At 66.0% G+C, this 24,433-nt stretch carries 24 protein-coding genes and 1 tRNA gene; 16 read left to right on the forward strand and 9 right to left on the reverse strand.

Going from position 1 to position 24,433, the window contains the following annotated elements:
* Window positions 1-877: 877 nt before the first annotated feature.
* From LGY53_RS40205 to rfbC, 4 genes are all read right to left on the reverse strand, one after another.
* Window positions 878-962: transfer RNA gene (locus LGY53_RS40205), tRNA-Ser, on the reverse strand.
* Between the two features lie 24 nt (window positions 963-986).
* Window positions 987-1,487, reverse strand: a complete 501-nt coding sequence (locus LGY53_RS40210; protein WP_225731921.1) for a MarR family winged helix-turn-helix transcriptional regulator — start codon at window positions 1,485-1,487, stop codon at window positions 987-989.
* A gap of 28 nt (window positions 1,488-1,515) precedes the next feature.
* Window positions 1,516-2,634, reverse strand: coding sequence for an alpha-hydroxy-acid oxidizing protein (locus LGY53_RS40215; RefSeq protein ID WP_225731988.1), 1,119 nt, complete (start codon window positions 2,632-2,634; stop codon window positions 1,516-1,518).
* A 145-nt stretch (window positions 2,635-2,779) separates the two neighbouring features.
* Window positions 2,780-3,343, reverse strand: a complete 564-nt coding sequence (gene rfbC / locus LGY53_RS40220) for a dTDP-4-dehydrorhamnose 3,5-epimerase (RefSeq protein ID WP_225731922.1) — start codon at window positions 3,341-3,343, stop codon at window positions 2,780-2,782.
* 70 nt (window positions 3,344-3,413) lie between these two features.
* Here rfbC and LGY53_RS40225 point away from each other — a divergent pair, with 70 nt between their 5' ends.
* Window positions 3,414-4,403 carry a zinc-binding dehydrogenase gene (locus LGY53_RS40225; protein WP_225731923.1) on the forward strand — a complete coding sequence of 330 codons (990 nt, stop codon included), beginning with the start codon at window positions 3,414-3,416 and terminating at the stop codon, window positions 4,401-4,403.
* On the opposite strand, the gene LGY53_RS40230 is transcribed toward LGY53_RS40225, so the two are convergent.
* On the reverse strand, window positions 4,404-5,606 hold the full coding sequence (locus tag LGY53_RS40230; protein WP_225731924.1) for a cysteine desulfurase-like protein: 1,203 nt from the start codon (window positions 5,604-5,606) through the stop codon (window positions 4,404-4,406).
* 93 nt (window positions 5,607-5,699) lie between these two features.
* Between LGY53_RS40230 and LGY53_RS40235 the strand changes: the two genes are divergently transcribed.
* From LGY53_RS40235 to LGY53_RS40275, 9 genes are all read left to right on the forward strand, one after another.
* Window positions 5,700-6,317: a bacterial proteasome activator family protein gene (locus LGY53_RS40235; RefSeq protein ID WP_225731925.1), complete on the forward strand. Its 618-nt coding sequence runs from the start codon at window positions 5,700-5,702 to the stop codon at window positions 6,315-6,317.
* 313 nt (window positions 6,318-6,630) lie between these two features.
* The gene (locus LGY53_RS40240; RefSeq protein ID WP_225731989.1) at window positions 6,631-7,458 is read left to right on the forward strand and encodes an ABC transporter permease; all 828 of its coding nucleotides are present in this window, start codon (window positions 6,631-6,633) and stop codon (window positions 7,456-7,458) included.
* 14 nt (window positions 7,459-7,472) lie between these two features.
* Window positions 7,473-8,330, forward strand: a complete 858-nt coding sequence (locus LGY53_RS40245) for an ABC transporter ATP-binding protein (protein WP_225731926.1) — start codon at window positions 7,473-7,475, stop codon at window positions 8,328-8,330.
* Window positions 8,327-9,364: a glycosyltransferase gene (locus LGY53_RS40250; RefSeq protein ID WP_225731927.1), complete on the forward strand. Its 1,038-nt coding sequence runs from the start codon at window positions 8,327-8,329 to the stop codon at window positions 9,362-9,364. Before LGY53_RS40245 ends, LGY53_RS40250 begins: the two co-directional genes overlap by 4 nt.
* Window positions 9,365-9,398: 34 nt before the next feature.
* Window positions 9,399-10,073 carry a hypothetical protein gene (locus LGY53_RS40255; protein WP_167471439.1) on the forward strand — a complete coding sequence of 225 codons (675 nt, stop codon included), beginning with the start codon at window positions 9,399-9,401 and terminating at the stop codon, window positions 10,071-10,073.
* Between the two features lie 197 nt (window positions 10,074-10,270).
* Window positions 10,271-11,317, forward strand: coding sequence for a ribosome small subunit-dependent GTPase A (gene rsgA / locus LGY53_RS40260; RefSeq protein WP_225731928.1), 1,047 nt, complete (start codon window positions 10,271-10,273; stop codon window positions 11,315-11,317).
* Window positions 11,318-11,503: 186 nt separating this feature from the next.
* Window positions 11,504-12,196 (forward strand): hypothetical protein, encoded by a 693-nt coding sequence (locus LGY53_RS40265; RefSeq protein WP_225731929.1) that lies wholly within the window; start codon window positions 11,504-11,506, stop codon window positions 12,194-12,196.
* A 143-nt stretch (window positions 12,197-12,339) separates the two neighbouring features.
* Entirely contained in the window at window positions 12,340-13,191 is an 852-nt protein-coding gene (locus LGY53_RS40270; RefSeq protein WP_225731930.1) for an NAD(P)-dependent oxidoreductase, read from the forward strand.
* A gap of 79 nt (window positions 13,192-13,270) precedes the next feature.
* The gene (locus tag LGY53_RS40275; RefSeq protein WP_225731990.1) at window positions 13,271-13,780 is read left to right on the forward strand and encodes an O-acetyl-ADP-ribose deacetylase; all 510 of its coding nucleotides are present in this window, start codon (window positions 13,271-13,273) and stop codon (window positions 13,778-13,780) included.
* A gap of 1 nt (window position 13,781) precedes the next feature.
* On the opposite strand, the gene LGY53_RS40280 is transcribed toward LGY53_RS40275, so the two are convergent.
* On the reverse strand, window positions 13,782-14,348 hold the full coding sequence (locus tag LGY53_RS40280) for a TetR family transcriptional regulator (RefSeq protein WP_225731931.1): 567 nt from the start codon (window positions 14,346-14,348) through the stop codon (window positions 13,782-13,784).
* 99 nt (window positions 14,349-14,447) lie between these two features.
* Between LGY53_RS40280 and LGY53_RS40285 the strand changes: the two genes are divergently transcribed.
* Both LGY53_RS40285 and LGY53_RS40290 read left to right on the forward strand, forming a co-directional pair.
* On the forward strand, window positions 14,448-15,656 hold the full coding sequence (locus tag LGY53_RS40285) for an MFS transporter (RefSeq protein WP_225731932.1): 1,209 nt from the start codon (window positions 14,448-14,450) through the stop codon (window positions 15,654-15,656).
* A gap of 11 nt (window positions 15,657-15,667) precedes the next feature.
* Window positions 15,668-16,039: a nuclear transport factor 2 family protein gene (locus LGY53_RS40290; protein ID WP_225731933.1), complete on the forward strand. Its 372-nt coding sequence runs from the start codon at window positions 15,668-15,670 to the stop codon at window positions 16,037-16,039.
* A 1-nt stretch (window position 16,040) separates the two neighbouring features.
* Here the strand turns inward: LGY53_RS40290 and LGY53_RS40295 are convergent, their stop codons facing one another.
* Window positions 16,041-17,942, reverse strand: coding sequence for a glycosyltransferase (locus LGY53_RS40295; RefSeq protein ID WP_225731934.1), 1,902 nt, complete (start codon window positions 17,940-17,942; stop codon window positions 16,041-16,043).
* A 240-nt stretch (window positions 17,943-18,182) separates the two neighbouring features.
* Entirely contained in the window at window positions 18,183-18,704 is a 522-nt protein-coding gene (locus LGY53_RS40300; RefSeq protein WP_225731935.1) for a GtrA family protein, read from the reverse strand.
* 113 nt (window positions 18,705-18,817) lie between these two features.
* Between LGY53_RS40300 and LGY53_RS40305 the strand changes: the two genes are divergently transcribed.
* Both LGY53_RS40305 and LGY53_RS40310 read left to right on the forward strand, forming a co-directional pair.
* Window positions 18,818-19,822, forward strand: coding sequence for a glycosyltransferase (locus LGY53_RS40305; protein ID WP_225731936.1), 1,005 nt, complete (start codon window positions 18,818-18,820; stop codon window positions 19,820-19,822).
* Window positions 19,819-21,375, forward strand: a complete 1,557-nt coding sequence (locus LGY53_RS40310) for a DUF2142 domain-containing protein (RefSeq protein WP_225731937.1) — start codon at window positions 19,819-19,821, stop codon at window positions 21,373-21,375. The genes LGY53_RS40305 and LGY53_RS40310 overlap by 4 nt, the downstream gene beginning before the upstream one ends.
* A gap of 6 nt (window positions 21,376-21,381) precedes the next feature.
* Here LGY53_RS40310 and rfbB read toward each other — a convergent pair whose 3' ends face one another.
* On the reverse strand, window positions 21,382-22,386 hold the full coding sequence (gene rfbB, locus LGY53_RS40315) for a dTDP-glucose 4,6-dehydratase (protein WP_225731938.1): 1,005 nt from the start codon (window positions 22,384-22,386) through the stop codon (window positions 21,382-21,384).
* A gap of 317 nt (window positions 22,387-22,703) precedes the next feature.
* Here rfbB and LGY53_RS40320 point away from each other — a divergent pair, with 317 nt between their 5' ends.
* Entirely contained in the window at window positions 22,704-23,420 is a 717-nt protein-coding gene (locus LGY53_RS40320; RefSeq protein ID WP_225731939.1) for a hypothetical protein, read from the forward strand.
* Window positions 23,421-23,609: 189 nt separating this feature from the next.
* Window positions 23,610-24,308, forward strand: coding sequence for a hypothetical protein (locus tag LGY53_RS40325; protein ID WP_225731940.1), 699 nt, complete (start codon window positions 23,610-23,612; stop codon window positions 24,306-24,308).
* Window positions 24,309-24,433: the final 125 nt, after the last annotated feature.

Here is a 24,433-nt window from a genome sequence, read left to right on the forward strand (position 1 = left end):
AATCAAAAGTATCTCGAACCAGAGTCCGAAAACCTAACTATAAACGCCAGCCGGAAATTAGCTGACAAAAAATGTCCATCCCTCACACGGGGGTATGAGGAACAGAACCAAAATATTTGGCACTGACATTCATCGACACACTATTGAGTTCTCAAAGAACACACGCACACACCATCGCCCGAGACTTACTCGATTGATCGGTGAAGCAAGGTCCTTCAGCGAGACCCAACCATACACCCAGCCGTAAGCTAGGTAAAAATCGGGACCAGCTGATCGCCAGGCGCTCCTCGTCCTACCTCGTTTCCCTAGGCCGTTCGCTCAGCGTTTCTGCTGCTCTGGGCCCCGGGTCGGTGTCCGTGTCGCTCTGACCTGGAATAAGTTACGCGGAGAAGAACACCGCGTCAAATCCCCTGGATACGCCGCGTCTTCCCAGTTCAACGCTCCCCAAACCACCCCAACCCCACGCCAATCCGGACAAATGTGACCCAGACCACCCCAATCCCGTTGCCACACCCCACTTCTCCCCCACAGCCGCGCAACCAAGCAACGCCCTCCGCAGCAGCCGATCCGTATAGATGAAGGCCAATACGGTGGCCCAATCGAGCACCGACCACAACGCGCCCACGCGAGACGACCCGGAACCACCAAACGGTCCAGAAAGAACGAAGACCAAGGTCCACCCACCCGACCAAACGCAACCACAACCGAAAGGTCGCCCCCCGCAACCAGTTCACCTATCCGAACAACCGACACAGGGAAGGGGGTCCGGGGGCGAAGCCCGCCGGGCGGGGCGTGGGGGCTTCGCCCCCACAAAAACGAGCGAAACGAGAAAGGCCCATGCCCTCCATGGGCATGGGCCACCGACGAGTGCAGCGGGCGGAGACGGAGGGATTTGAACCCCCGGTCGCTCTCGCGACGCTCGCTTTCAAGGCGAGTGCATTCGGCCGCTCTGCCACGTCTCCAGGATCCCGATGGTAGCGGACCGGTTAATCGCCGCGCCGGGCGATCTCTGCGTCGATGCGGCCGAAAACGTCGCCGATGACCTCTAGTTGGGCGGGGGTGAGCAGGTCGATGAAGTCGCGGCGGACCGCGTCGACGTGGCCGGGTGCGGCGGCGGCGAGTCGGCGCATACCTTCGTCGGTGAGTTCGGCGAGTACGCCGCGGCCGTCTTCGAGGCAGGTGTTGCGGCGCACCATTCGTTGTGCTTCGAGCCGGCGGATCTGGTGGGTGAGTCTGCTGCGCGAGGACAGTACGCCGTCGGCCAGTTCGCTCATTCGCAGTGAACGGTCGGGCGCTTCGGACAGTAGGACCAGGATCCGGTATTCGGCGACGCTGAGGTCGGAGTCGCGCTGTAATTGCCGGTTCAGCGCCGTCATCAGGCGCTGATGTCCATCCATATAGGCGCGCCACGCGCGTTGTTGCGCGGGTGTCAGCCAGTTGGGTTCGGCGTCCGTGCGACCGTTCGGTTCGGGATGCACGCCGGTCATTCTAATGCTCCGAGCAGGCACGATGTGGTCAGCGGACGGCGGCGAGCAGTGAGCGGTCCAGCTCGCTGACTTTCCCGTAGCCGGATAATCCGAGGGTCGCGTCGAGGTCGGCGAGCAGGATGCGCAGTGCGTGTCGCACTCCGTCGCGGCCGGCGATGCCGAGGCCGTAGGTCCACGGCCTGCCGTAGAGCACTGCTTTCGCGCCGAGCGCCAAGGCGATCAGCGCGTCGGATCCGGTGCGGATGCCGGAGTCGAACAGTATGTCCGCGCGATCGCCGACGGAGGCGACCACCGCGGGCAGTGCGTCGAGCGAGCCGACGGCCCCGTCCACTTGTCGGCCGCCGTGGTTGCTGACGATCACTCCGTCGGCGCCCGCGTCGACGACGAGGCGCGCATCGTCGGGATGTTGGATGCCTTTCACCGCGATGGGCAGTGTGGTCCATTCCCGCAGCCTGCCGATGTCGGCTGGCTGCAGCGTGTGGTTGCCGAAGAGGTTGATCCAGGTGAGCACCGCCAACTGCATGGCCTGCTCGCTGTCTTCCGGTGCGGTGCCAAGTTTCGCGCGGAAGACCGGATCGGACAGGTAGTTCGCGATGCCCTTGCCGCGCAGGAAGGGCAGGTGCGCGAGTTCGAGGTCGCGCGGCCGCCAGCCCATGCTCGGGGTGTCGACGGTGACGACGATCGCCTTGGCGCCCGCCCGTTCCGCACGGGTTACCAGCGAGCGGGCCAGTTCGTCGTCGTTGGGCCAGTAGAGCTGGTACCACCAGTCGCCGGCTACGGCGCCGACGTCTTCGATGGCGGTGGATGCCGCGGTGGAGAGCACCATGCCGATGCCGAGTTCCTTGGTGGTTTCGGCGACGGCGGTTTCGCCGTCCTTGTGCAGCAGTTCGAGTACGCCGATGGGCGCGGTGAGCACGGGCGCCGCCAATTTGGTGCCGAGCACTTCGACCGTGAGGTCCCGCGCCCCGGTGCCGGTGGTGCCGCGCAGCATTCGCGGCAGGATCCGGTACCGGTCGAAGGCGGAGAGGTTGGCGGCCGCGGTGCGCTCGGCCGAGGCGCTGCCCGCGATGTATGCGTAGACCGCCGGATCCAGCACCTGTTCGGCTCGCCGCGCCAAACCCTCGGCCGTCATTGGCAATTCGGGCATCAGCCCGCCGAGACCGCCCAGGTAGATTTCGTTCTGGAAGTCGACGAAAACGCTGCTCACCACCCGAACGCTAGCGTGTTTCCCCCGTTGGCGCAGGCATTGCCGAATATGTTGTCGCGCGGGCGCTCTCGATCGGCTTGGCGGTTCACCGACCGGCTGTCAGCAGCTGGACGAGATTCGCCCAGCTGCCCGCGCGGGCGTCGCGCTGGGAGACCGCGGTGACCGGCAGCGGCCATTCGATCGCGAGGTCGGGGTCGTGGTACGCGACGCCGAGATCTTCGGCCGGATCGTGCGGCCGGTCGATCCGGTAGCAGACGTCGGCGATCTCGGTCAGCGCCTGAAAGCCGTGCAGGTAGCCCGGCGGCACATATAGGTGACGAAATTCGTTGTCGTCCAACAGGAATGACCGCCATTCACCGAATGTCGGTGAACCGGGCCGGATATCGACGAGCACGTCGTGCACCGCACCGTGCGCGCAGCGGACCAGTTTCGCCTCCCCGCGGCCGGCGCGACCGTGCATGCCCCGGATGACGCCGCGCACCGAACGGGATTGGGAATCCTGGACGAACGATGCCGCCGTACCCGGCGCGCCCAGGTACGCGTCGAAGAGGTCCGCGTCGAAGGTTCTGGTGAACAGGCCGCGTTCGTCGCGGAACGGCTCGGGCGTGAGCACCAGGACATCGGCGAGGTCGGTCCGCTCGATACGCACCACATCATGGTGGCACCGGATACGGCGTGCCGCGAACCCGGCGGTGTCGCGAATACGGCAGGCTGGAGTGGTGCGCGCAATAGAGCTGAACGGTTTCGGTGGACCAGAGGTAATGGTGTGGACCGAGGCGCCGGATCCGGCGCCCGGACACGGCGAGGTGCTGATCGACGTGCTGGCGGCCGGCGTGAACCGCGCGGATCTGCTTCAGCGCCAAGGCTTTTACCCACCCCCGCCGGGCGCGAGCCCGATCATGGGCCTCGAGTGTTCCGGTGTCGTCGCCGAACTCGGCGATGGGGTGCGCGACTGGCGAGTCGGCGACCGGGTGTGCGCGCTGCTGTCCGGCGGCGGCTATGCCGAACGGGTTGTCGTGCCCGCGACCCAACTGCTGCCGGTCCCCGACGGACTGGATCTCGCCGCGGCGGCCGGACTTCCGGAGGTGGCCGCGACGGTGTGGTCGAACCTGGTGATGACCGCGGGCCTGCACGCCGGACAGCTGTTGCTGATCCACGGCGGCGGCAGCGGTATCGGCACCCATGCGATCCAGATCGCGAAAAGTCTCGGCGCGCGGGTCGCGGTGACCGCGGGTTCGGCCGAAAAGCTGCGGCGCTGTGCGGAATTGGGCGCCCAGGTGTTGATCAACTATCGGGAGGACGATTTCGTCGAGGCGGTGCGCGCGCAGGGTCCTGGTGCGGACGTGATTCTCGACGTGATGGGCGCGGCATATCTGGCCCGCAATGTCGACGCGCTGGCACCGCACGGCCACCTGGTGGTGATCGGAATGCAGGGCGGGGCCAGTGGCGAATTGAATCTCGGTGCGCTGCTTCGCAAATGGGGCAGCATCCACGCCACCAACGTGCGTAACCGCCCGGCCACCGGCACCGGCAGCAAGGCCGAGATCATCGCCGAACTACGCAAACGCGTCTGGCCGCTGATCGCCGACGGCAGCGTCGTCCCGGTGATCGATGCCGAAATCCCGATTGCCGATGCGGCCGAGGCGCATCGTCTGCTCGATGCCTCGGGCGCTTTCGGCAAGGTGGTGCTGCGGATCCGCGACGAGTGACTACTCCAGCGCGGTGAGGGCGCGGCCGAGCTGGTCGATCTCGAATCTCGTTGTGTAGGGGGCGAGTCCGATGGTGACCGCCCCGCCTTCGTCGTTCACGCCGAGTGCGTCGAGCAGCCTGCTGCCGCCGTGCACCCCGCTGACGGTGCCGATCCGATTGTCGGCGAGTTTGGCCGCGACCTTCTCCGCCTGCATGCCCGCCATGGTGAAGCTGACGGTCGGAATGCGGGTGGAGGCCCGCCCGATGACGGTGAGGTTCGGGATCTTGTCCAGCACTTCCATCAGATGCTCGAAGAGCTGGTCGTGGTAGTCCTGCAGTGAGGTGATGGAGATTTCGAGCCGTTCACGGCGGCTGCCGCGGGCTCGTTCGTCGAGCCCGGCGAGGTAGTCGATGGAGGTGGTGAGCCCCGCGAGCAGCGCGTACTGGTGGCCGCCGACCTCGAGCCGTTCCGCACCTTTCGCATAGGGGTTCAACGACATCGACGGAATCCGGTCCAGGAAGGCCGGATCCCGGAACACCAGCGCGCCGATCTGCGGGCCGCCCCACGCCGGCGCGCTGACCGCGATCACGTCGGCATTGAGTTCGTCGATATCGATGAGCGCGTACGGCGCGGCGCCGAAGCAGTCGGCGACGAGCAGGCCGCCGACCTCGTGCACGCGGTCGGCGGCCACCCGGACCGCGGGCGCCGAGCCGACGATCGGGGAGGCCGCCGTGAGCGCGACCAGGCGCGCCGTCGGTCCGATCAGCTCCTCGAATTGCCATGACGGCATTTCACATGTTTCGATCTCCACCTCGGCCCAACGCACGTGCGCGCCATAGCGATTGGCGATGCGCAGCCAGGGCGCGACATTGGCCTCGTCGTCGAGCCGGGACAGCACGATGCCGGTGCCGAGCCCGAGCCGGGAGCTGAGCGATTCGGCGAGCCAGGCCAATAAAACCGCGCGGTCTGGTCCGAGTACCACGCCCGCGGGATCGCCGCCGACCAGATCCGCGACCGCCTCGCGCGCCGCGTCGACGATGGCCGCGCTGCGCATCGCGGCGCCGTGCCTGCCGATGTGCGAGAACGCGGAAGTACGGAAACCCGTTGAGACGGCACGGGATACCGAATCCGGGACCAGCATTCCGGACTGCGGATCCAGATGAATCCAACCGTCGCCCAGGGACGGTATCAGGCCCCGAACCCGCGCGACGTCGTAAGTCATGCTGGCCACTCTAAGGGCAGCGGCCGAGCCTGCGTAACCCTCCCCGACCACCGGGCTTAGCGCGTTCCGCGGTGACACGACATGATAGGGACCATGACGCAATCGGATGAGACTCCGGACTCCATCGTCGTGATCGGACCCGAGGGCCGGCCGTTGATCATCCCCGCGGATGCGGTGTCGGACACTCCCCTCACCGCACAGGTGGTGACCGACAGCGATAAGAGTCAGAAGGATAAGGACAACCCGGACGAGCGCGACGACTCCGGCGAATCCCTCGCGGATATGGTCGAACAACCCGCGAAGGTGATGCGCATCGGAACGATGATCAAACAGCTGCTCGAAGAGGTGCGCGCGGCTCCGCTCGATGACGCCAGCCGCACCCGGCTGCGCGAAATCCACAAATCATCGATCCGCGAGCTGGAACAGGGCCTGGCCCCCGATCTGCGCGAGGAGCTCGAGCGCCTCGCGCTACCGTTCAGCGACGACGCGATTCCCTCCGATGCCGAACTCCGCATCGCCCAGGCGCAGCTGGTCGGCTGGCTGGAGGGTCTGTTCCACGGCATCCAGACCGCGTTGTTCGCTCAGCAGATGGCCGCACGGGCCCAGCTGGAGCAGATGCGCCAGGGCGCGCTGCCGCCCGGAATTCACGCACACGACCCGCGCGGTGGCCAGTCCGGCCCGGTTTCCGGCGGTTCGGGACAATATTTGTGACCCGAGATTCGGGATCTGTGCGACCGGGCGGCAACGCGGTAGAAACGATGCCGACGGCCGCGCGCCACAATCGAAGCAATGGTGTCCACCGACCCGCGTGTGCCGCACGGGTCGGTGGAGATTTGCCAAGGTAGTGTCGAGCACCGTGCCCGCCGCTGCCGCTCGCTCCGACTCGATTCCCGGGAAGGATGCGCAGCGTCCCGATCAGAGCCAAGTGCATTCGGATGAGAGCCCCGTGCGTACAGACGAGAATTCGGTGAAAGAGAAGGCGGCGGCCGAGCCCGCCGCGGCCGAGCCGACGAATCCCGAGCCGCTGGTGTCGGATTCGCAGACCTTCCACCGCGCGTTCAAGGACCTACGCGACGGTTTCGCACAGCGCGAGCTCTGGCTGTCGCTGGGCTGGCAGGACATCAAGCAGCGGTATCGGCGATCGGTGCTCGGACCGTTCTGGATCACAATCGCCACCGCCGTACAGGCGTCGGCCATGGGTCTGCTCTACGCGACCCTGTTCAACAGTCCGCTGGGCGACTATCTGCCCTATGTGACGATCGGCCTGATCATCTGGAATGTGATCAATGCGAGCATCATCGAGGGCTCCGAGGTCTTCATCGCCAATGAGGGCCTGATCAAACAACTTCCGTCGGCGTTGAGCGTGCACATCTATCGGCTGGTGTGGCGGCAATTGCTGTTCTTCGCGCACAACATCGTCATTTATGCGGTGCTGCTCGCGGTGTTCGGGGTTTGGCGGCATCTGAGCCCGGCCAGCCTGCTCGCCATTCCGGCGATCGTGCTGATATTCCTCAATTCGATGTGGGTGTCGATCGTGTTCGGCATTTTCAGCACCCGCTACCGCGATATCGCGCCCATCCTCAGCAGCACCACGTTGATGCTGTTCGTACTCACCCCGGTGATGTGGAAGGCCCAGGCCCTGGCGTCGCATGTCAATGGGGGCAGTAGCCGGGCCAGGCTGGTCGAGATCGTGCCGACCTATCACTATCTGGAAATCGTGCGCGCCCCGCTGCTCGGTGAACCGCAGGCGCTGCGGCACTGGGCGATCGTGCTGACGATCACCGTGGTCGGCTGGATCGTGGCGATCTTCGCAATGCGGCAGTACCGTTCGCGCGTGCCGTACTGGGTATAGGAGCGTTGGCCCTGATGACTGATGGTGTGAGTATCGAAACCCGCCAGGCGTGGGTGGAGTTCCCGATCTTCGACGCGAAATCGCGGTCGCTGAAAAAGGCGTTCCTCGGCAAGGCGGGCGGCGCGATCGGGCGCAACCAGTCCGATGTCGTCGTGGTGGAGGCGCTGCGCGACATCAACCTTTCGCTGAAGGAGGGCGACCGGGTCGGCCTGGTCGGACACAACGGCGCGGGTAAATCCACGCTGCTGCGACTGCTTTCCGGTATCTACGAACCCACGCGCGGCAGCGCCCGGGTTCGCGGCCGGGTGGCGCCGGTGTTCGATCTCGGGGTCGGTATGGATCCGGAAATCTCCGGCTACGAGAACATCATCATCCGCGGCCTGTTCCTCGGGCAGACCCGTAAGCAGATGCTGTCCAAGATCGATGAGATCGCCGATTTCACCGAACTCGGCGAATATCTGTCGATGCCGCTGCGCACCTATTCCCACGGTATGCGGGTGCGGTTGGCGATGGGCGTCGTCACCTCGATCGATCCGGAGATCCTGCTGCTGGACGAGGGAATCGGCGCGGTGGACGCGGAATTCATGAAGAAGGCGCGACTTCGGTTGCAGGAGTTGGTGGCCCGGTCGGGCATACTGGTGTTCGCCAGCCATTCCAACGAATTCCTCGCTCAACTCTGTGATTCGGCGCTGTGGATCGACCACGGCCAGATCCGTTTGCGCGGCGGCATCGAAGAAGTGGTGCGCGCCTATGAGGGTCCCGACGCCGGAAATCACGTCGCGACCATCCTGCGCGAAATGGAGGCCGAGCGCGCGGCCGCGGCGCTGGTCGAGACGGATACCGAACGAGAACTGGAGAAGAACCAGGTATGAGCGAGCCGACCGGGCAGGACGCCCCGATCGAGGCAGGGGCGCGGGTCCCGGTCGACTCAGCCGATGCTGCGGCGGATTCGACGAAAGCTGCGGTGGCGCAGTACGAGCCGGATATCGCGGTGTTCGAGCCGACGAATACCGGTGCGGATGCGCGGATCATCGCCGTCGTCGTCACCCACAAGCGGCGTGACCTGCTCGCGGAATCGCTGAAAGCCGTTGTCTCCCAGTCCAGGCCGGTGGATCACCTGATCGTGGTCGACAATGCCAACGAGTCCGAGGTCGCGGATCTGGTGCGGGAGCAGCCGATCGAATCGACCTATCTCGGTTCGGCGCACAACCTAGGCGGGGCAGGCGGTTTCGCGCTCGGCATCCTGCACGCGCTGACCCAGGGCGCCGACTGGGTGTGGCTGGCCGACGACGACGGCAGGCCGGAGGGCGCCGAGGTGCTGGCCACCCTGCTGAATTGCGCTGCCCGCCATGGGCTCGCCGAGGTATCGCCGGTGGTCTGCGATATCGACGATCCCGATCGGCTGGCCTTCCCGCTGCGCCGCGGCGTCGTGTGGCGGCGGCTGCGCTCCGAACTCGGCGACGACGACTTCCTGCCCGGTATCGCATCGCTGTTCAACGGCGCGCTGATCTCCGCGAAAGCCGTTGACCTGATCGGTGTTCCGGATCTGCGGCTATTCGTGCGCGGCGACGAGGTGGAGGTGCACCGGCGCCTGGTCCGGTCCGGGCTGCCGTTCGGCACCTGCCTGCAAACCGCATATCTGCATCCGAACGGCGCGGCGGAGTTCAAACCGATTCTGGGCGGCCGCATGCACACCCAGTACCCGGACGATCCGGTCAAGCGCTACTTCACCTATCGCAACCGCGGCTACCTCATGTCCCAGCCGGGTATGCGCAAACTCCTTCCGCAGGAATGGATTCGCTTCTCCTGGTTCTTCCTGGTCACCCGCCGCGATCCGGCCGGGTTGCGCGAATGGTTCCACCTGCGCTCGCTGGGCAGGCACGAACAATTCGGCAAGCCCGACTGAACGGCCGCTACTACGGCTGAGGCAAACTCTGCGCATGAGTGAACCGCTGCGGACTACGGCTTGTGCCGCGCACGGCCATCCGGAGTTCACGATCATCGTCGCAGGCCCGATCATTCCGGGATACGACCGTTGGCTGCTCAGCTACCTGGAGGACGCGGTCGCACACGGTTCCCGCTTCCGGCCGGGTAAGACGCTCGATATCGGCTGGTCGACCCTGCAGGTGATCGAACGCCCCGATACGACGCTCGGGCTGGCCGAGCGGACCGGCCTGAACACGTGGTCCGAACAGGTGGATCGGACACTGCGCGATCTCTGGTATCAGCGCGAGGTCGCGGCCAGCGTCGACCTGACCAGCCGGCTGGTCTTCCCGAAACCGAGCCAGCTCGTCGCTGTTCGTCCGTGCGGCCTGGAGACCTCGGTTTTCGTATTGAGCCGCAAGGAGCCGCTGGAGGTGGAGGATTCCGGTTGGCATGTGCCGTGCATCGATAAGCACGAGCACACCAAATCGGATTGGATGACGCTCTACCGGCTGACGGACAAGATGCCGTTCGTGACACCGTTTCTCGCGTTGCCGCTCGGCACCACCGTCTATATCCCGTGGTTGCGCACCACGTTCACCGGGCGGATCCGGCCGAAGATCATGCTCGACGGCGAGCCGCTGGTACCGACGCCCGGGTCGTATCTGGCCATGCTGCAGGCCGACGACTGAAAAATGGATTGCGCGTATCCGGAGCCTTTGCGAGAGTGGTCGGGTCGCTTCGAGAGGTGAGGAGGTGTGGATCGTGACGCGGACTATTCGGATTGTCGTGCCTGGCCGGGCCGCGCCCGCCGCACGAACCTCCACTCCACACTCATCTCGCTGAGTCCGGTGTCGGGCTCGGCGCCCGACGAAGGACCTGTTCCCAAATGGTCGACTACGACCTTCTCATTCCCTATGGCTGGACCGAATCCGTTGCCGCCGAATACGATTCGTTACTCGAGGAGCGTTGCGTTCCCGCGCGAATCGTCCGAATGGACCGCAGCGAATGCGATGTCGTCACCCCGAGCGGTCCGGCGCGAGCCATATGTCCGCGGCCGGACTCGGAGATCAACGGGCTGTGCACCGGCGACTGGGTTGGCATCGATTCGGAAAACGCGGTACGGCAACTACTTCCGCGCCGGTCGGCGATCGTCCGGGCCACCGCGTCGCGGCGTTCGGAACCGCAGGTGCTCGCCGCGAACGTCGATACGGTGCTGATCTGCGTTGCCGCCGACGCCGATCTCGATCTCGGACGGCTGGAACGGATGCTCGCGCTGGTCTGGGAAAGCAATGCCCAGCCGGTCGTCGTGCTCACGAAAGTCGATGCGGCGCAACATATTCCACTGGATGAGGCGCAGGCCGTCGCACCGGGCGCAGTGGTGGTGGCGGTCAGCGCGAATACCGGCGCCGGACTCGACGTACTCACCGCGCTACTCGACGGCACGGTCGCACTGCTCGGCATGTCCGGCGCGGGTAAATCCACCCTCGCCAACGCCCTACTCGGCGCGGAAGTATTCGCCACCAACGCGGTTCGCGCGGTGGATAAGAAGGGCAGGCATACGACGGTGCATCGGGAACTGCGGCCGCTGCCCTCGGGCGGCACGTTGATCGATACGCCGGGACTGCGCGGGATCGGGCTGTGGGATGCGGCCGACGGTATCGAGAAGACCTTCAGCGATATCGAATCCCTCGCCGCACAATGCCGATTCGCCGACTGCGCACACAACGGCGAACCCGGCTGCGCGATCGCGGCCGCACTCGACAGTGGCGCGCTCGCGGCGCGCCGGCTCGACAGTTATCGCAAGCTGGCCAGGGAGAACGCCTGGATGGCCGCCAGAACCGATAAGCGCCTGCAGGCCGAGCGCAGCCGGGAATGGAAGGTTATCGCCAGACAGCAGCGGCAAAACTATCGGGATCGCGGCTCTCGCCGCTGACGGTAAGACACCCGCCGCGCGAAAGCGATTGCGCGCGGCGGGTTTCCCGCACCGGTCCGGCGGGTAAGTAGCTCAGCGGCGCTCTCCGATCGAAAAGACCCGGATAACCAGGGGCAGAGCTGATTGCGCCGAATCGGCCGAACCGGAGTAGATTCGGCACGCATCATCGCTATCTGGGAGGGATAGATGAATCAACCCGGTGGGTTCCCGCCAGCAGGTCAGTCGTATCCGGGCAGCGGACCCGGCCAGGGCTACGGTCAGCAGCCCGCACCATATCCGCCGCAGTACGGGCAGCCTCCGGCCGGAAATCCGTACGGCGCCCAGCCGGGTACCGGCCCGCAGTTCGCGCCGTCCGGGCCGCAGTACGGTGCGCCGCCGCAGTTCGGGCAACCGGGTCAGCAGTTCGGTCAGCCGGGGCCGCAGTTCGGGCAGCCGAATGGTCAATTCGGCCAGCCCCCTGCGCAATTCGGCCAGCAGAACGGGCAGTTCGGGCAACCGAACGATCCGCCGGGCCTCACCATCGACGCCTCATATCTGCCGATGTCGTTCATGCTCGCGCTGGTGAAGCCGAAGATCCGGATCAACGGCCAGCCGGTTCCGGTCACCCAGTGGGGGCCGAACCACATTCCGGTCGGGCCCGGCACATACGACGTGTGGGTGGCCACGCCGTGGATGTTCGATATGGGCCCCGCACAGACCCAGGTGCAGGTCGGACCCGGACCGGGCACGCGGGTGTACTACCGGACACCGGCACTGATCTTCCTCAAGGGTGCGATAGGCCCGGTTCCGCAGAAGACGCCCGGCGCGATCGCCATGCTCATCGTCTTCGCACTCCTCATCGTGCTGATCTTCTTGCCCACGCTGCTCGCGATGGCATAGCGGATCGAAGGGGCGCCGGTTATCCCGGCGCCCTTTTTCGAACTACCTATGCAACTGATTGCATAGAACCGTCGTTTACGCTTAATCTGCAAGCGCGGGCCGCGGGCGCCACACTCCGCGGCACATACGACAGGAGCAGGTCAATGACGGAACCGGGATCCAAGCCGCTCGCGGGTAAGACGATGATCATGTCGGGCGGCAGTCGCGGCATCGGCCTGGAGATCGCCAAGCGGGCGGCGGCCGACGGCGCCAACATCACCCTGATCGCCAAGACCGACCAGCCGCATCCCAAACTGCCCGGCACCATCCATACCGCGGCCGCCGAGCTGGAGGCGGCGGGCGGACGGGTCCTGCCATTCGTCGGCGATGTCCGCGACGACGACGCGATTGCCGAGGCGGTACGGCAGACGATCGAGCGGTTCGGCGGGATCGATATCGTTGTCAACAACGCATCGGCCATCGACCTGTCATCGACCGACGCGCTGTCGATGAAGAAATACGACCTGATGCAGGACATCAACTGCCGCGGCAGCTTCCTGCTGTCCAAGTCGAGCCTGCCCGCGCTGCGCGAATCCGCCGCCAAGGGTCGCAATCCGCACATTCTCACCCTCTCCCCGCCGCTCAACCTGGATCCCAAATGGGCGGGCAGCTCGCTCGGCTACACCATCGCCAAGTACGGAATGTCGCTCACCACACTGGGTTTGGCGGAGGAACTGAAGGGCGATGGCATCGGCGTCAACTCGCTGTGGCCGCGCACGACCATCGCCACCGCCGCGGTGCGCAACCTGCTCGGCGGCGATCAGATGATCGCGACCTCCCGCACCCCGGATATCTACGCCGATGCCGCCTATTTGGTGCTCACCTCACCCGCCAAGGACACCACCGGCAATTTCTTCATCGATGACGAGGTGCTGGCCGCACACGGCATCACCGACCTCGACAAGTACCGCGTCGTCCCCGGCGACGCCGAACTCACCACCGACCTGTTCCTCTGAGCCGATGCGCTGTGCGGCAACGTCATCCGTTGCCGCACGGCACAGATCCGCTAGCGTCGGTGCGGTGAGCGGTAATCCGATGATCACGCTGACGCTGGGTGATATCACCGAGCAGCGGGTGGATGCGATCGTGAACGCGGCCAACTCGTCGCTGCTCGGCGGCGGCGGGGTAGACGGGGCCATTCATCGCAAGGGCGGGCCCGAGATATTGGCGGAATGCCGGGCGCTGCGGGCGTCGCGGTATGGGCGCGGGCTGCCGACCGGGCAGGCCGTCGCGACCACCGCGGGACTGCTGCCCGCTCGATGGGTTATCCATACGGTGGGGCCGGTTTGGTCGGCCACCGAGGACCGATCGGAGCTGCTCGCCGGGTGCTATCGCGAATCCTTGCGTGTCGCGGACGAATTGGGTGCGGAGACGGTGGCCTTCCCCGCCATCTCGACGGGGATCTATCGGTGGCCGATCGATGACGGAGCCCGCATCGCGATCGAAACAGTGCGCGCCACAACGACTTCCGTGCGCCGCGCGCTGTTCGTACTCTTCGACGAGCGGGCCTATCAGGCGTTCGAGGGTGCGCTGGAGCGATCGTAATTCATTGCGGCCCAGACGGGTTCGCGGTCATACCCTGAACCACGCCCGCGATCCCGCGCCGCAGATCGTCGAGATTGTGGTCCGCGCCGAGGATCATGCGGCGCAGTTGTGGCATGGCCAATGACCAGCCGACCATGCCGAGGGTGAGGAACAGGCGGGTGGCGGCATCCTCCGGATCACCCGCGGCTGCCGCGCGGAGTTTGTCGGCGTAGTGGGCGGCACGGGTCGATTCGGCGGGAACCGGCTGGTCGCCGATTTCGAGGGCCTCCCACATGAGCAGGCGGACCGCTTGCGGGTGGGCGCGGTGATAGTCGAAGAGGCGTTCGGCGTAGGCGGTTAGGTCATCGTCACCGGGCGGGACGGCCTCGGCGAGATCGGCCATCAGGCGCTCGAGGACGGCGGCGAAGAGTTTGTTCTTATCGCCGAAATAGTCGTATATCGCACGCTTGTTGGCCTCGGCCGCGGCGGCGATCCGGTCGACCCGCGCGCCCGCGACGCCGTATTCGGCGAATTCGGCGGCCGCCGCGGTCAGGATGCGTTCTTTGGTCGCCGCCGAGTCGTAGGCCATGCGAGCAATTGTAACGAACTAGTTCGTTTGACAGCGCGCGGCGGGTCTGTCAGGCTCTGCATCGTTCCGAACTATCTAGTTCGTTTGATTGGAGTTGCGATGGCTTCTGCCGGATCGCGCGCTCTGCCGCTGGTGATGGCCTTGGCCTGCGGCATCGGCGTGGCGAATATCTACTTCACCCAGGCGGTCACCCCACTTATCGCCGAAAGCCTCGGCATCACAGCGGATTCCGCCGCGACCGTAGCGACGGTGACACAGCTCGGTTACGCGGTCGGCATCTTCCTGTTGGTGCCGCTCGGCGATCGGTTGCCGAGGCGGCCGCTGATCGTCGCACTGCTCGCGACCACCGGCCTTGCGCTGCTCGCCTGCGGTCTCGCTCCCGATTTCGGGCCGCTGCTCGCGGCGAGCGGGGTGGTCGGCGTCGCCACCGTGGTGCCGCAACTGCTGCTGCCGATGGCGGCCGGACTGGTCGACGCCGAGCGAAGGGGTTCGGTGATCGGCACGCTGCAAGGCGGGCTGATCGGCGGAATCCTGCTGGCGCGCACCTTCGGTGGCCTGCTCGGCGCGCAATTCGGTTGGCGTGCACCGTATCTCGTTGCCGCAGTGCTGACGTTGACGCTCGGCTGCGTGCTCGGCCTCGCGCTACCGACCACGCCGGCGGCGACCCGGGACCGATACCCGAAGCTGTTGGCGGACACCATCCGTCTGCTGCGCGCCGAACCCGGGCTGCGGCGCTCGGTGTGCTATCAGGGCACGCTCTTCGCCGGATTCAGCGCCGCATGGACCTGTCTCGCGCTGCTGATCAGCGGACCCGAGTACCGGATGGGTGCGCAGGTTGTCGGACTGCTCGCGCTGATCGGCGCGGCGAGCATGCTGTGCGCGCCCGCTGCGGGACGTTGGGTGGACCGGCGTGGACCGGACCGGGTGAACCTCTGCAGCATCGCCGGAATAGTCTGCGCGGCAGCAGTTCTCGCCTTCGGCGACCTCGGTGCGCTAACCGGGCTGATTGCGCTGGTCATCGGGCTGTTGCTGCTCGATATCGCGATCCAGTGCAGCCAGATCGCGAATCAGGCGCGAATCTTCGCGCTGCGGGCCGAGATTCGCAGCAGGCTCAATACCGCGTACATGACCTGTTCGTTCCTCGGCGGCAGCGCCGGTTCCTGGCTCGGCATCCGCGCCTTCGCGTGGTCCGGCTGGCTCGGCGTATGTGGATTGCTGGGATGCACCGCGCTACTCACGCTGCTCACGCATTTCCAGCACCGCCGACGCACAGCCGTCACGCCGCTGGTTACGGCCACGGCCCGATGACCTTCCCCGCCATGCCGCCCGCCGTCCTGCAGTTCTTCCGAGCCTCCCAAGACGGCGACGCGGACACCTGGGCCGCCGCCTTCGCCGAGGACGGCGTCTTCCACGACCCCGTCGGCACACCGCCGATCGTCGGGCGCACCGCCATCCGCGATTTCATCGCCTCGGTACTGCCCGGCTTCGACCCCTTCCTCGGCCTGACACCGCTGATCGCGCACACCGTCGGCGACAACGTCGCGGTCGCATGGCGCGGCGCGGCGATCACACCCGACGGAAAACCGGTCAACTGGTCCGGAATCAATATCTACGAGCTGGCTGAATCCGGCCGAATCGCCGTCGCCAAGGCGTATTTCGACGCCGCGATCTTCCGCGCCCAGCTCGGTTGATTCAGTCGCCGATGCCGTAGAGGCGTTCCCAGTTGGCGCGGCTGGTGAGCTCGGGCATGGCGGCGCGGTACTGCTGTTGCAGCGCGGGCAGTTCGCGGCGCAGGCGGCGCAGCACCCGGATGGTGCGCAACAGCAGTTGGCGCGCTCTCGCCTTGTCCCGCTGGCGAACTCGCACACCTGACTGCGACGCGTCGGTGACCACGACGTGATCGAACAGCGAAACATGCCACCAGTGCGCGTCTTCCCGGGTGACGCCGACCAATCCACGCTGGGTGCGCCCGGTCCACTGGATGATCGCCCGCTTGATCAACACCAGCGTCACCCGGCTGGGTTCGCCACCGGCCCTGCGGATTTGGATATCGGACGAGCGGACCGGCGGGGTCGCGGCGGGATGTTTGAGCGTCTCCGGGTAGTCGGCGCGGCTGGACCTTGCCGCCGCCAGCGCCGCGATTCCGCCGTCGCGCAACACCTTCGGACCGCGCAGGAAGTCCTCGATGCCCTGCAGGGTGGTGTGCACCAGGCCGTACTGCATGGCGACCAGATGTTCGGCCAGCTCGCGGAACAGCTTGCGGGTGATGGCCTTTCCGTCCAGCTCCGTGTGCAGCGCACCGACGATGAGCGAGTTGCGGGTGCTGAAATAGCGCGCCCAGTCGTCGTAATCCTTCCAGTAGAAGTCGGCGTGCCACACCGCGGTATTGGGCAGCGTCACGGTCACGAAACCGTGCTCACGGGCCCGGACGCCGTATTCCACGTCGTCCCACTGGAAGAAGATCGGCACCGGCAGCCCGATGCGCGCCACCACCTCGGCGGGGATGAGGCAGGTCCACCAGGCGTTGTAGCCCGCGTCGACGCGCCGCTCCTGATTCCGTTTGAGCATGCTGGTGTTGCGCAACGCCTTCGGCACCTTCTGGCCGTGCCGCAGCTCGTTCAGGTGCACCTCCTCGGCGCCGACATTGAGGTAGTCGGGGTTGAGCAGGAACAGCATCTGCGCGCCGACCAGCGTCGGCTCCACCGTCATATTGGCGAAAGCGTTGAGCCGCAGAACCGTTTCCGGTTCGCAGAGGATGTCATCGTCCATCAGGATGACGTCGGCGTGCTCGTTGACCGCGGACACCTCGTAGAGCCCGCGGGTGAATCCACCCGCGCCACCGAGATTCGGCTGCTGGATGTAGCGCAGCTTGTCGCCGAACGCGGGCGCGGTCTCCTGATAGCGCGGCCGGTTGCGCACCAGATCGGTGCCCTGATCGACGACGTAGACCGCGTCGATGGCGGCCAGCACGGTCGGGTCGGAGGCAAGGGCGGCAACGGTATTCGCGCAGTCCTCGGCCCGGTTGAAGGTGCAGATCGCGATGGCGACCGGGCGCATGTGATCGGGCGCGACCGAGGTCCAGGCGAGGTCGGTGATGCCGAGTTCGCCGCCGACGGCGTCGAATTCGAGCCACAGCGCACCACCGTCGACGTACTGGTCCAGCGGCGCGGTGAGCGTCAGCGGACCGCTCGCGGTGACCTTGGCGGTGTCGATGATGCGGCGGTGCCCGGCGATATCGGAGGCGACCAGCCGGACCCTGGCCTCCTTGCCGATCTCGAGGACCATCCCGGCGCGCACCTCGGTGACCGTGGTCCAGCGCTGCCAGTAGCTCGCCGCGAACCGGCCGAAGTAGGTGTTGGTGTGCGCGCTCGCACCCTTTTCCAGCCGCAGCGCCTGCCGGGTCCGATCGCCGCGCCCCTTGACGAATACCGCGTACAGCTCGTCGCTCACCTTCGCCGACGGGCCGGTGAAGATGCCGCGCTGCAGCACGAGCCGATCGGGCGCCCGATGGTCCGCGCGTAGCGAGGCGGGCGCGGCATCCGCGGTCGGGCGCTGATTCGTCTCGGTTACGGCCTGGGTAGCCGACTGGTCCATGAAGTCCTCGAAATCCTGATTGTGCCGGCGGGACAGACACGCCCCTGGGATGCCGTTCGCGGCGGGGGTGAGGATATCAACCGAGCCGGCGGTGCGCCCGATCGGCGACGCGCCTCAGCCGGACAAACCGCCCGGTTTGCTATCCGGACATTTGGTGCAAACAGATCGAAATTCAGTTGCTCGATATTCGCCACAAGCGCCGCGTTAACGCCCGATTAACACTGTCGACCCATGGTCGGATCATTTCCGATTCCGGTCGCCGACGAATACAAACCGGTCATATGCCCAATAGCGGAAGACGACCGCGACGATCTGGCCGATCAACGTGCCGGAGATGTTGTCCGACAACGGAGTAGACAAATCGAGGACGTAACGGGAGAACCCAAGACAACCCAACTGCAGGCCGATCGCGACCACGTTGAAGACCGCGTACAGCAGGTACTCCCGCGCCGGGTTGTCGGTCCGCTTGTGCCCGAAGGTCCACCACTTGTTACCGAAGTAGGTCACCACGGTGGCCACCGCGATCGCGATGATCTTGGCGGGTAGCGGCGCGTGGTACAGAACACCCTCGCCACCCCAGAAGACCAGCAGGTTATAGGTGCCCGCGTCGACCAGGAAGCCGATCGCGCCGACCACCAGGAATGCGCTGCCCTGCCGCAACGCGCCGAGCACCCTGGTCAACAGCGGCACGCCGGGCGCCTCGTGTTCCTCGGCCTGCGCCGGGTATTCGGAGAAAGACGCTGGGTGCTCAGGGAAAGACACCGGCCGACGGTACCCCACCGACAACACGGCCAGCCGGGGTGCGCGCCCACCCCTCGTTCCCTGTACCCTCCCGGTGTTCCCCAATTCACCGCCGACTCCGAGGATTGACCCGGGTGGACTCCACCGAGCTTCGTATTGCCGCCGTGGTCCCGTGCCACAACGAAGAGGCCTCGGTCGCCAAGGTCGTCACCGACCTGCAGGCCGCCGTGCCGGGGATCGTCGTCTACGTCTACGACAATCTCAGCACCGACGCCACCGCTGAACGCGCCCGCGCGGCGGGTGCCATCGTGCGCCAGGAGACCACGAAGGGCAAGGGCAATGTGGTCCGGCGCGCCTTCGCCGATATCGAGGCCGACGTCTACCTGATGATCGACGGCGACGACACCTACGAGGCGTCGGCCGCGCCGCTGATGATCAAGACCCTGCTCGAGGGCCCCTACGACCATGTACTCGGCGTGCGCAAGCAGGACGAGGGCGGCTCCGCCTACCGCGCGGGCCACGAAACCGGGAACAAGGTGCTCAACGGCGTGGTCGGCAAGGTGTTCGGCGAAAACGTCGAGGATATGCTCAGCGGCTTCCGGGTGTTCTCCCGCCGCTTCGTGAAGAGCTTCCCCGCGGTATCGCGCGAATTCGAGATCGAGACCGAGCTGACGGTGCATTCGCTGCACCTGCGGGTGCCGCGCACCGCGGTGCCGGTCGGCTTCCGCGACCGCCCGGCGGGCAGCGAGAGCAAACTGCGCACCTACCACGACGGATTCAAGATCCTGGCGCTGATCATCGGCCTGGCCAGGCATGAGCGGCCGGTCGCGTTCTACGGGCTGTTCGGCACGCTGAGCTGGTTGGTCTCCATCATCCTGACCATTCCGATCGTCATCGAATTCACGCAAACCCATGAGGTGCCGCGGTTCCCGACGCTGTTCCTCGGATTCACCCTGCTGCTGCTCGGCAGCCTGGCATGGACCGCGGGCCTGATCCTCGACGGTATCCGCCGGTCCAGGCACGAGGCGGCACGCCTTGTCTACCTGCGGTATTCGGCGGTCGGCGCGGAGGAACCGCAGCGCGGCCCGACTCTGTTCCCGCTCACCGGAAACGGCGGTGACGGCGGGGCGGGCCGGTGACCACCTCCGCGGAACGGGCTGCCGCGTTGGCCGAAACCAACGGCGCCACAACGGAAGAATCTCCGGCGGCAGCCAAGAGCGCTGCGCCGAGCCGGTATTCGCATTTCATCCGGCGGCTGTTCGCCCGATTCGGCGCGGCCACCATCGCTTTCGCGGTGATCGCGACCGTCTTCGGCACGCTGTTCACCTACCAGACCCCGGCGTTCTGGGGACACGACGAGATCACCCAGTTCGGCCGCGCGTACCAGGTGGCGCACGGCGGATTCCTGCCGCAGCGCATATCCGACGACCGCGGCGTCGCATACGGCGGCGAGGTGCCGCGCAGCATCGATGCGCTGATGGGCTATGCGTTCGAGGACTACAACCGCAAGATCGGCGAGCCGGATCCGATGGTCTCCGACCCCGCCGCCTACGGCAGGCTCGGCTCGGCGCCCATTTCCTCGGACACCAAAACGGTGTGGTTCACCAATACCGCCGCCTACTCACCCGTACCGTATGTTCCAGCGGCCGTTGGCATTCGGTTCGCCGAGCTGATCGGCCTGCACACCGGTGGAATGGTCCTGCTCACCCGGCTGGCCGGACTGCTCGCATACCTGATCGTGGTGGGCTTCGGACTGTGGGCGCTGCGCGCGCACCGGGTGCAGTGGCTGGCGTTCACCGTCGCGGTGCTGCCCATCGCCATCTTCCAGGCGGGCACCGTCACCGCCGACACCATGACCAACGCGCTGGCGATCATGTTCTCGGCGCTGCTGGTCAAGGCGTTGTTCCTGGGCCACCGGCTGCGTCCGGTGGAAACCGCGGCACTGCTGGCCGCGACCGTACTGCTGCCGGTCAGCAAGCCGACCTACGTGCTGATGGCCATGCTGGTGGTGGTCGCACCCGCCGACCGGCTCGGACTCCGCGGCCGGTTGCGCTGGCTCCCTTGGGTTTTCGCCGGAATCGGCGCGGTGGCGTTCGCGGTGTGGATGAAGATCGCCGCACCGACCGGCGAGGGTATGGGCCTGATGCGCCCACAGGCGCAATGGCATTCGGTGAAACCCGGTGAGCAGCTGCACGGAATCCTCACCGACCCGGGTCATTTCCTGAATGTCTTCGTCGACAGCGTCTGGCTGCGCGACCAGCGGTGGTTCACCCAGTTCTTCGGTGAGCTCGGCTTCGCCTACGTCGATGTGCCCGCGCTGTCCATCGTGACCTGCCTGCTGGCCTTCGGCATCGCCATCGGTACCGCCGACCGGATGAACCGGGACACCGCGACGTTGCGCAAGACGCTGATCGTCGCGCTGGTGGTGGCGGCCAGCGTCGCGATGATCTACGTGACGCTGTACATGTCGTTCACACCGGTCGACTACTACATCATCGACGGCGTACAGGGCAGGTACTTCGTGCCGTTGGCGGTGCTCGCGTTCGCGGCGCTGCTACGCTGGATGCCGTTGCGGCTCACCGGAAGTGCGGGCCGGGCGCCCACCGCCGCAGCCGCGTGGACCATCGTGATCGCCACGACTATCGCGCTGACGGCGGCGATCCTGAAGTACACGACCGTGGTCTGGGGCTGAACAGCCTCAGCTCAGGGTCTGCTCGCCCGCCGCCGCGTATGCCTGTTCGGTCTCGGCTTTCCTCGGCCGCCACCAGGATTCGTTGTCCTGGTACCAGCGCACGGTCTCCGCGAGCCCGGTCCGGAAGTCGGAATACTTCGGCTCCCAACCCAATTCCGCACGCAGCAGCGACGCGTCGATCGCGTAGCGCTGATCGTGCCCGCGCCGGTCGGTGACGTGGTCGAAGTCGTCCGGATCGCGGCCGAACGCCTCCAGCAGCAACCGCACCACCGACTTGTTGTCGAGTTCGCCCTGGGCGCCGATCAGGTAGGTCTGACCGATGCGGCCGCGCTCCAGGATGTCCCACACCGCGCGATTGTGGTCGTGCACGTGGATCCAGTCGCGCACCTGGTGACCCGCGCCGTAGAGCCGGGGACGCACGCCGTCGATCAGGTTGGTGATCTGGCGCGGGATGAACTTCTCCACATGTTGGTAGGGGCCATAGTTGTTGCTGCAGTTGGAGATCGTCGCGCGCACGCCGAACGAGCGGGTCCAGGCGCGGACCAGCATGTCACTGCCCGCCTTGGTGGCCGAATAGGGGCTGGACGGGTTATATGCGGTGGTCTCGGTGAAGGCGGGCTCGTCGGGAGTCAGGTCGCCGTAGACCTCGTCGGTGGATACATGGTGGTAGCGCACGTCGTGGCGGCGCACCGCCTGCAGCAGTGAATAGGTGCCGACGATATTGGTCTGCACGAATGGCCACGGTTCGGCCAGCGAGTTGTCGTTATGTGATTCGGCGGCGAAATGCACCACCGCGTCCACCCCGCTGACCAACTCGTCGACCAGATCCAGATCGGCGATATCGCCGTGCACGAAATCAATGCGGTCGGCGACGGGGTCGAGCGAGGCGCGATTCCCGGCGTAGGTCAACGCGTCAAGGACCGTTATCGTCAGGTCGGGCCGCTCGGCCACCGTCTGGTGGACGAAGTTCGCGCCGATGAAGCCGGCTCCGCCGGTTACGAGCAGTCGCACGCCAACGACCTTACGTCCTGACGCGGGCGCGGCGGCGACCAACCGTCGGCCCCGAATAGGCGCGCGTTACCAGCGCGAGGGCTGTGAGCTTGCTCTCAAAGGCCCGGTCTAAAAGTCACGGTGATCAGATTCCGTCAGTCTGATCTAAAGGCAAAAACCCGTATTTCAGTGCGCGTTTACCTATCTCACCGAGCCTCGGGTCTCGTCGGTGAACAAAATTTGAATAAACAGTCACAAACGGTTCACCATGCGTTAGCTGGTCTAGATTTCGATCGGTTAGTCCCCTCCGAACGCTGCACATCGAGGTTCACAACAAAATGCTGATGAGGAAATTCGCCGCGACGTCGGCGCTGGTGATCGCCGCTCTCGGCGTCACCGCGGGCACCGTCAACGCACAGCCCGCCGCCGCCCCGGCCGAGCAGGTGGGAGTGAGCGTCGCTCAGTCTCCCGACAACGCCAACGCCACCGTTATCAAGACCGACTCGGGCTCGATCGACGTCGAGGACGGGGTGCTGAAGATCAAGGCCGCCGACGGGACCGTCATGGCGGGCACCCCGCTGACGTTCCGGGTCAACGACTTCGAATTCCCGATCGCCGCGAACGTCGCCGACAAGTCGGTGACCCTGACCCCGCAGTACGACATGGACCACGCGACCTACAAGCCGGTCGCGTTGCCGTACGAGGACGTCGCCCCGTGGAAGACCCCGTACGACCGTGAACAGGCCGCCTGGAACCGAATGAAGGACGAGATCTCCCTCGCCGCGACCGTCGCGACCGTGGTCGGCACCATCGGCGGCGCGGCCGTCGGCTGCGTGCTCGGCGGCATCGTCGGCGCGACCGTGGCCGCGGCGACCATCGCCGGTCTGTTCGGTCCGTTCATCCCGGCCGCGCTCGTCGGCTGCATCGGTGGCGCCGCCACCGCCGCTCCGCTCGGTGGTATCGCGACCAACATCCTGATCACCGCGCCGGTCGCCATCGCCGCCGCCGTGCAGTACTTCACCACCATCAACGCGCCGTTCACCCCGGCCAAGTAAGTCGAAAGTACTTACCCCACAACTGAATTCACACAACTGAACTCGCACAACTGAACAGCGAGCCAGGAACCCCGCCCGGCAGCCTTACCGGGCGGGGTTTCTCTTGGCCCGGCCGAGTTGCTGAAGATTCGCGAATTCAGTTACCGGTCACTACCACTTGCAAACGCACCTGATAGAGGACCACAGCACATGATCATCAAGAAGTTTGCCGCCACGTCGGCACTGCTCATCTCCGCGATCGGTGTCACCGCGGGCACCGTGCACGCCGCGCCCAACGACACCGTCAACGTCAACACGAGCAGCGACGGCACCAGCACCATCCTGAAGACCGATGCCGGCTCGCTGACCGTCGAGAACGGCGTCTTCGAAATCAAGTCGGCGAATGGCACCGTCATGGCGGGCACCCCGCTGACGTTCCGGGTCAACGACTTCGAATTCCCCATCGCCGCAAATATTTCCGGCAACACCGCGACCCTCACGCCGCAGTACGACATGGCGCACGCGACCTACAAGCCGGTCGCGCTTCCGTTCGAGGACGTCGCTCCGTGGAAGACCCCGTACGACCGTGAACAGGCCGCCTGGAACCGGATGAAGGACGAGATCTCCCTCGCCGCCACCGTGGCGACCGTGGTCGGCACCGTGGGCGGCGCGGCGCTCGGCTGCGTGCTCGGCGGCATTGTCGGAGCCACTGTCGCCGCCGCGACCATCGTCGGCCTGTTCGGTCCGTTCATCCCGGCCGCGCTCGTCGGCTGCATCGGCGGCGCAGCCACCGCTGCCCCGCTCGGCGGTATCGCGGCGAACATCGTGATCACCGCCCCGGTCGCCATCGCGGCGGCGGTCCAGTACTTCACCACCATCAACCAGCCTTTCGTGCCGCCGGCCAAGTAGCCCAAAGCATTTCGCGACGAATCCGCCCGGCCGCGCGCCGGGCGGACTTCTATTCGAGCGCCGCTGAAATCCGCTGCGCCGATTCCGAATAGCGCGACCCCCGCCCCGCGACAGTTCGGGACGGG

Source organism: Nocardia sp. JCM 34519.1 (assembly GCF_020361265.1).
In the GTDB taxonomy this organism is placed as follows: Bacteria; Actinomycetota; Actinomycetes; order Mycobacteriales; family Mycobacteriaceae; genus Nocardia; species Nocardia arthritidis_A.

Coding starts and splice junctions, on each gene's coding strand:
- LGY53_RS40210 (WP_225731921.1), bottom strand. CDS start 1,487: ATGACCGGCGTGCATCCCGAACCGAACGGTCGCACGGACGCCGAACCC.
- LGY53_RS40215 (WP_225731988.1), bottom strand. CDS start 2,634: ATGCCCGAATTGCCAATGACGGCCGAGGGTTTGGCGCGGCGAGCCGAA.
- LGY53_RS40230 (WP_225731924.1), bottom strand. CDS start 5,606: ATGACTTACGACGTCGCGCGGGTTCGGGGCCTGATACCGTCCCTGGGC.
- LGY53_RS40235 (WP_225731925.1), top strand. CDS start 5,700: ATGACGCAATCGGATGAGACTCCGGACTCCATCGTCGTGATCGGACCC.
- LGY53_RS40245 (WP_225731926.1), top strand. CDS start 7,473: ATGACTGATGGTGTGAGTATCGAAACCCGCCAGGCGTGGGTGGAGTTC.
- LGY53_RS40250 (WP_225731927.1), top strand. CDS start 8,327: ATGAGCGAGCCGACCGGGCAGGACGCCCCGATCGAGGCAGGGGCGCGG.
- LGY53_RS40255 (WP_167471439.1), top strand. CDS start 9,399: ATGAGTGAACCGCTGCGGACTACGGCTTGTGCCGCGCACGGCCATCCG.
- rsgA (WP_225731928.1), top strand. CDS start 10,271: ATGGTCGACTACGACCTTCTCATTCCCTATGGCTGGACCGAATCCGTT.
- LGY53_RS40265 (WP_225731929.1), top strand. CDS start 11,504: ATGAATCAACCCGGTGGGTTCCCGCCAGCAGGTCAGTCGTATCCGGGC.
- LGY53_RS40270 (WP_225731930.1), top strand. CDS start 12,340: ATGACGGAACCGGGATCCAAGCCGCTCGCGGGTAAGACGATGATCATG.
- LGY53_RS40275 (WP_225731990.1), top strand. CDS start 13,271: ATGATCACGCTGACGCTGGGTGATATCACCGAGCAGCGGGTGGATGCG.
- LGY53_RS40280 (WP_225731931.1), bottom strand. CDS start 14,348: ATGGCCTACGACTCGGCGGCGACCAAAGAACGCATCCTGACCGCGGCG.
- LGY53_RS40285 (WP_225731932.1), top strand. CDS start 14,448: ATGGCTTCTGCCGGATCGCGCGCTCTGCCGCTGGTGATGGCCTTGGCC.
- LGY53_RS40290 (WP_225731933.1), top strand. CDS start 15,668: ATGCCGCCCGCCGTCCTGCAGTTCTTCCGAGCCTCCCAAGACGGCGAC.
- LGY53_RS40295 (WP_225731934.1), bottom strand. CDS start 17,942: ATGGACCAGTCGGCTACCCAGGCCGTAACCGAGACGAATCAGCGCCCG.
- LGY53_RS40320 (WP_225731939.1), top strand. CDS start 22,704: ATGCTGATGAGGAAATTCGCCGCGACGTCGGCGCTGGTGATCGCCGCT.
- LGY53_RS40325 (WP_225731940.1), top strand. CDS start 23,610: ATGATCATCAAGAAGTTTGCCGCCACGTCGGCACTGCTCATCTCCGCG.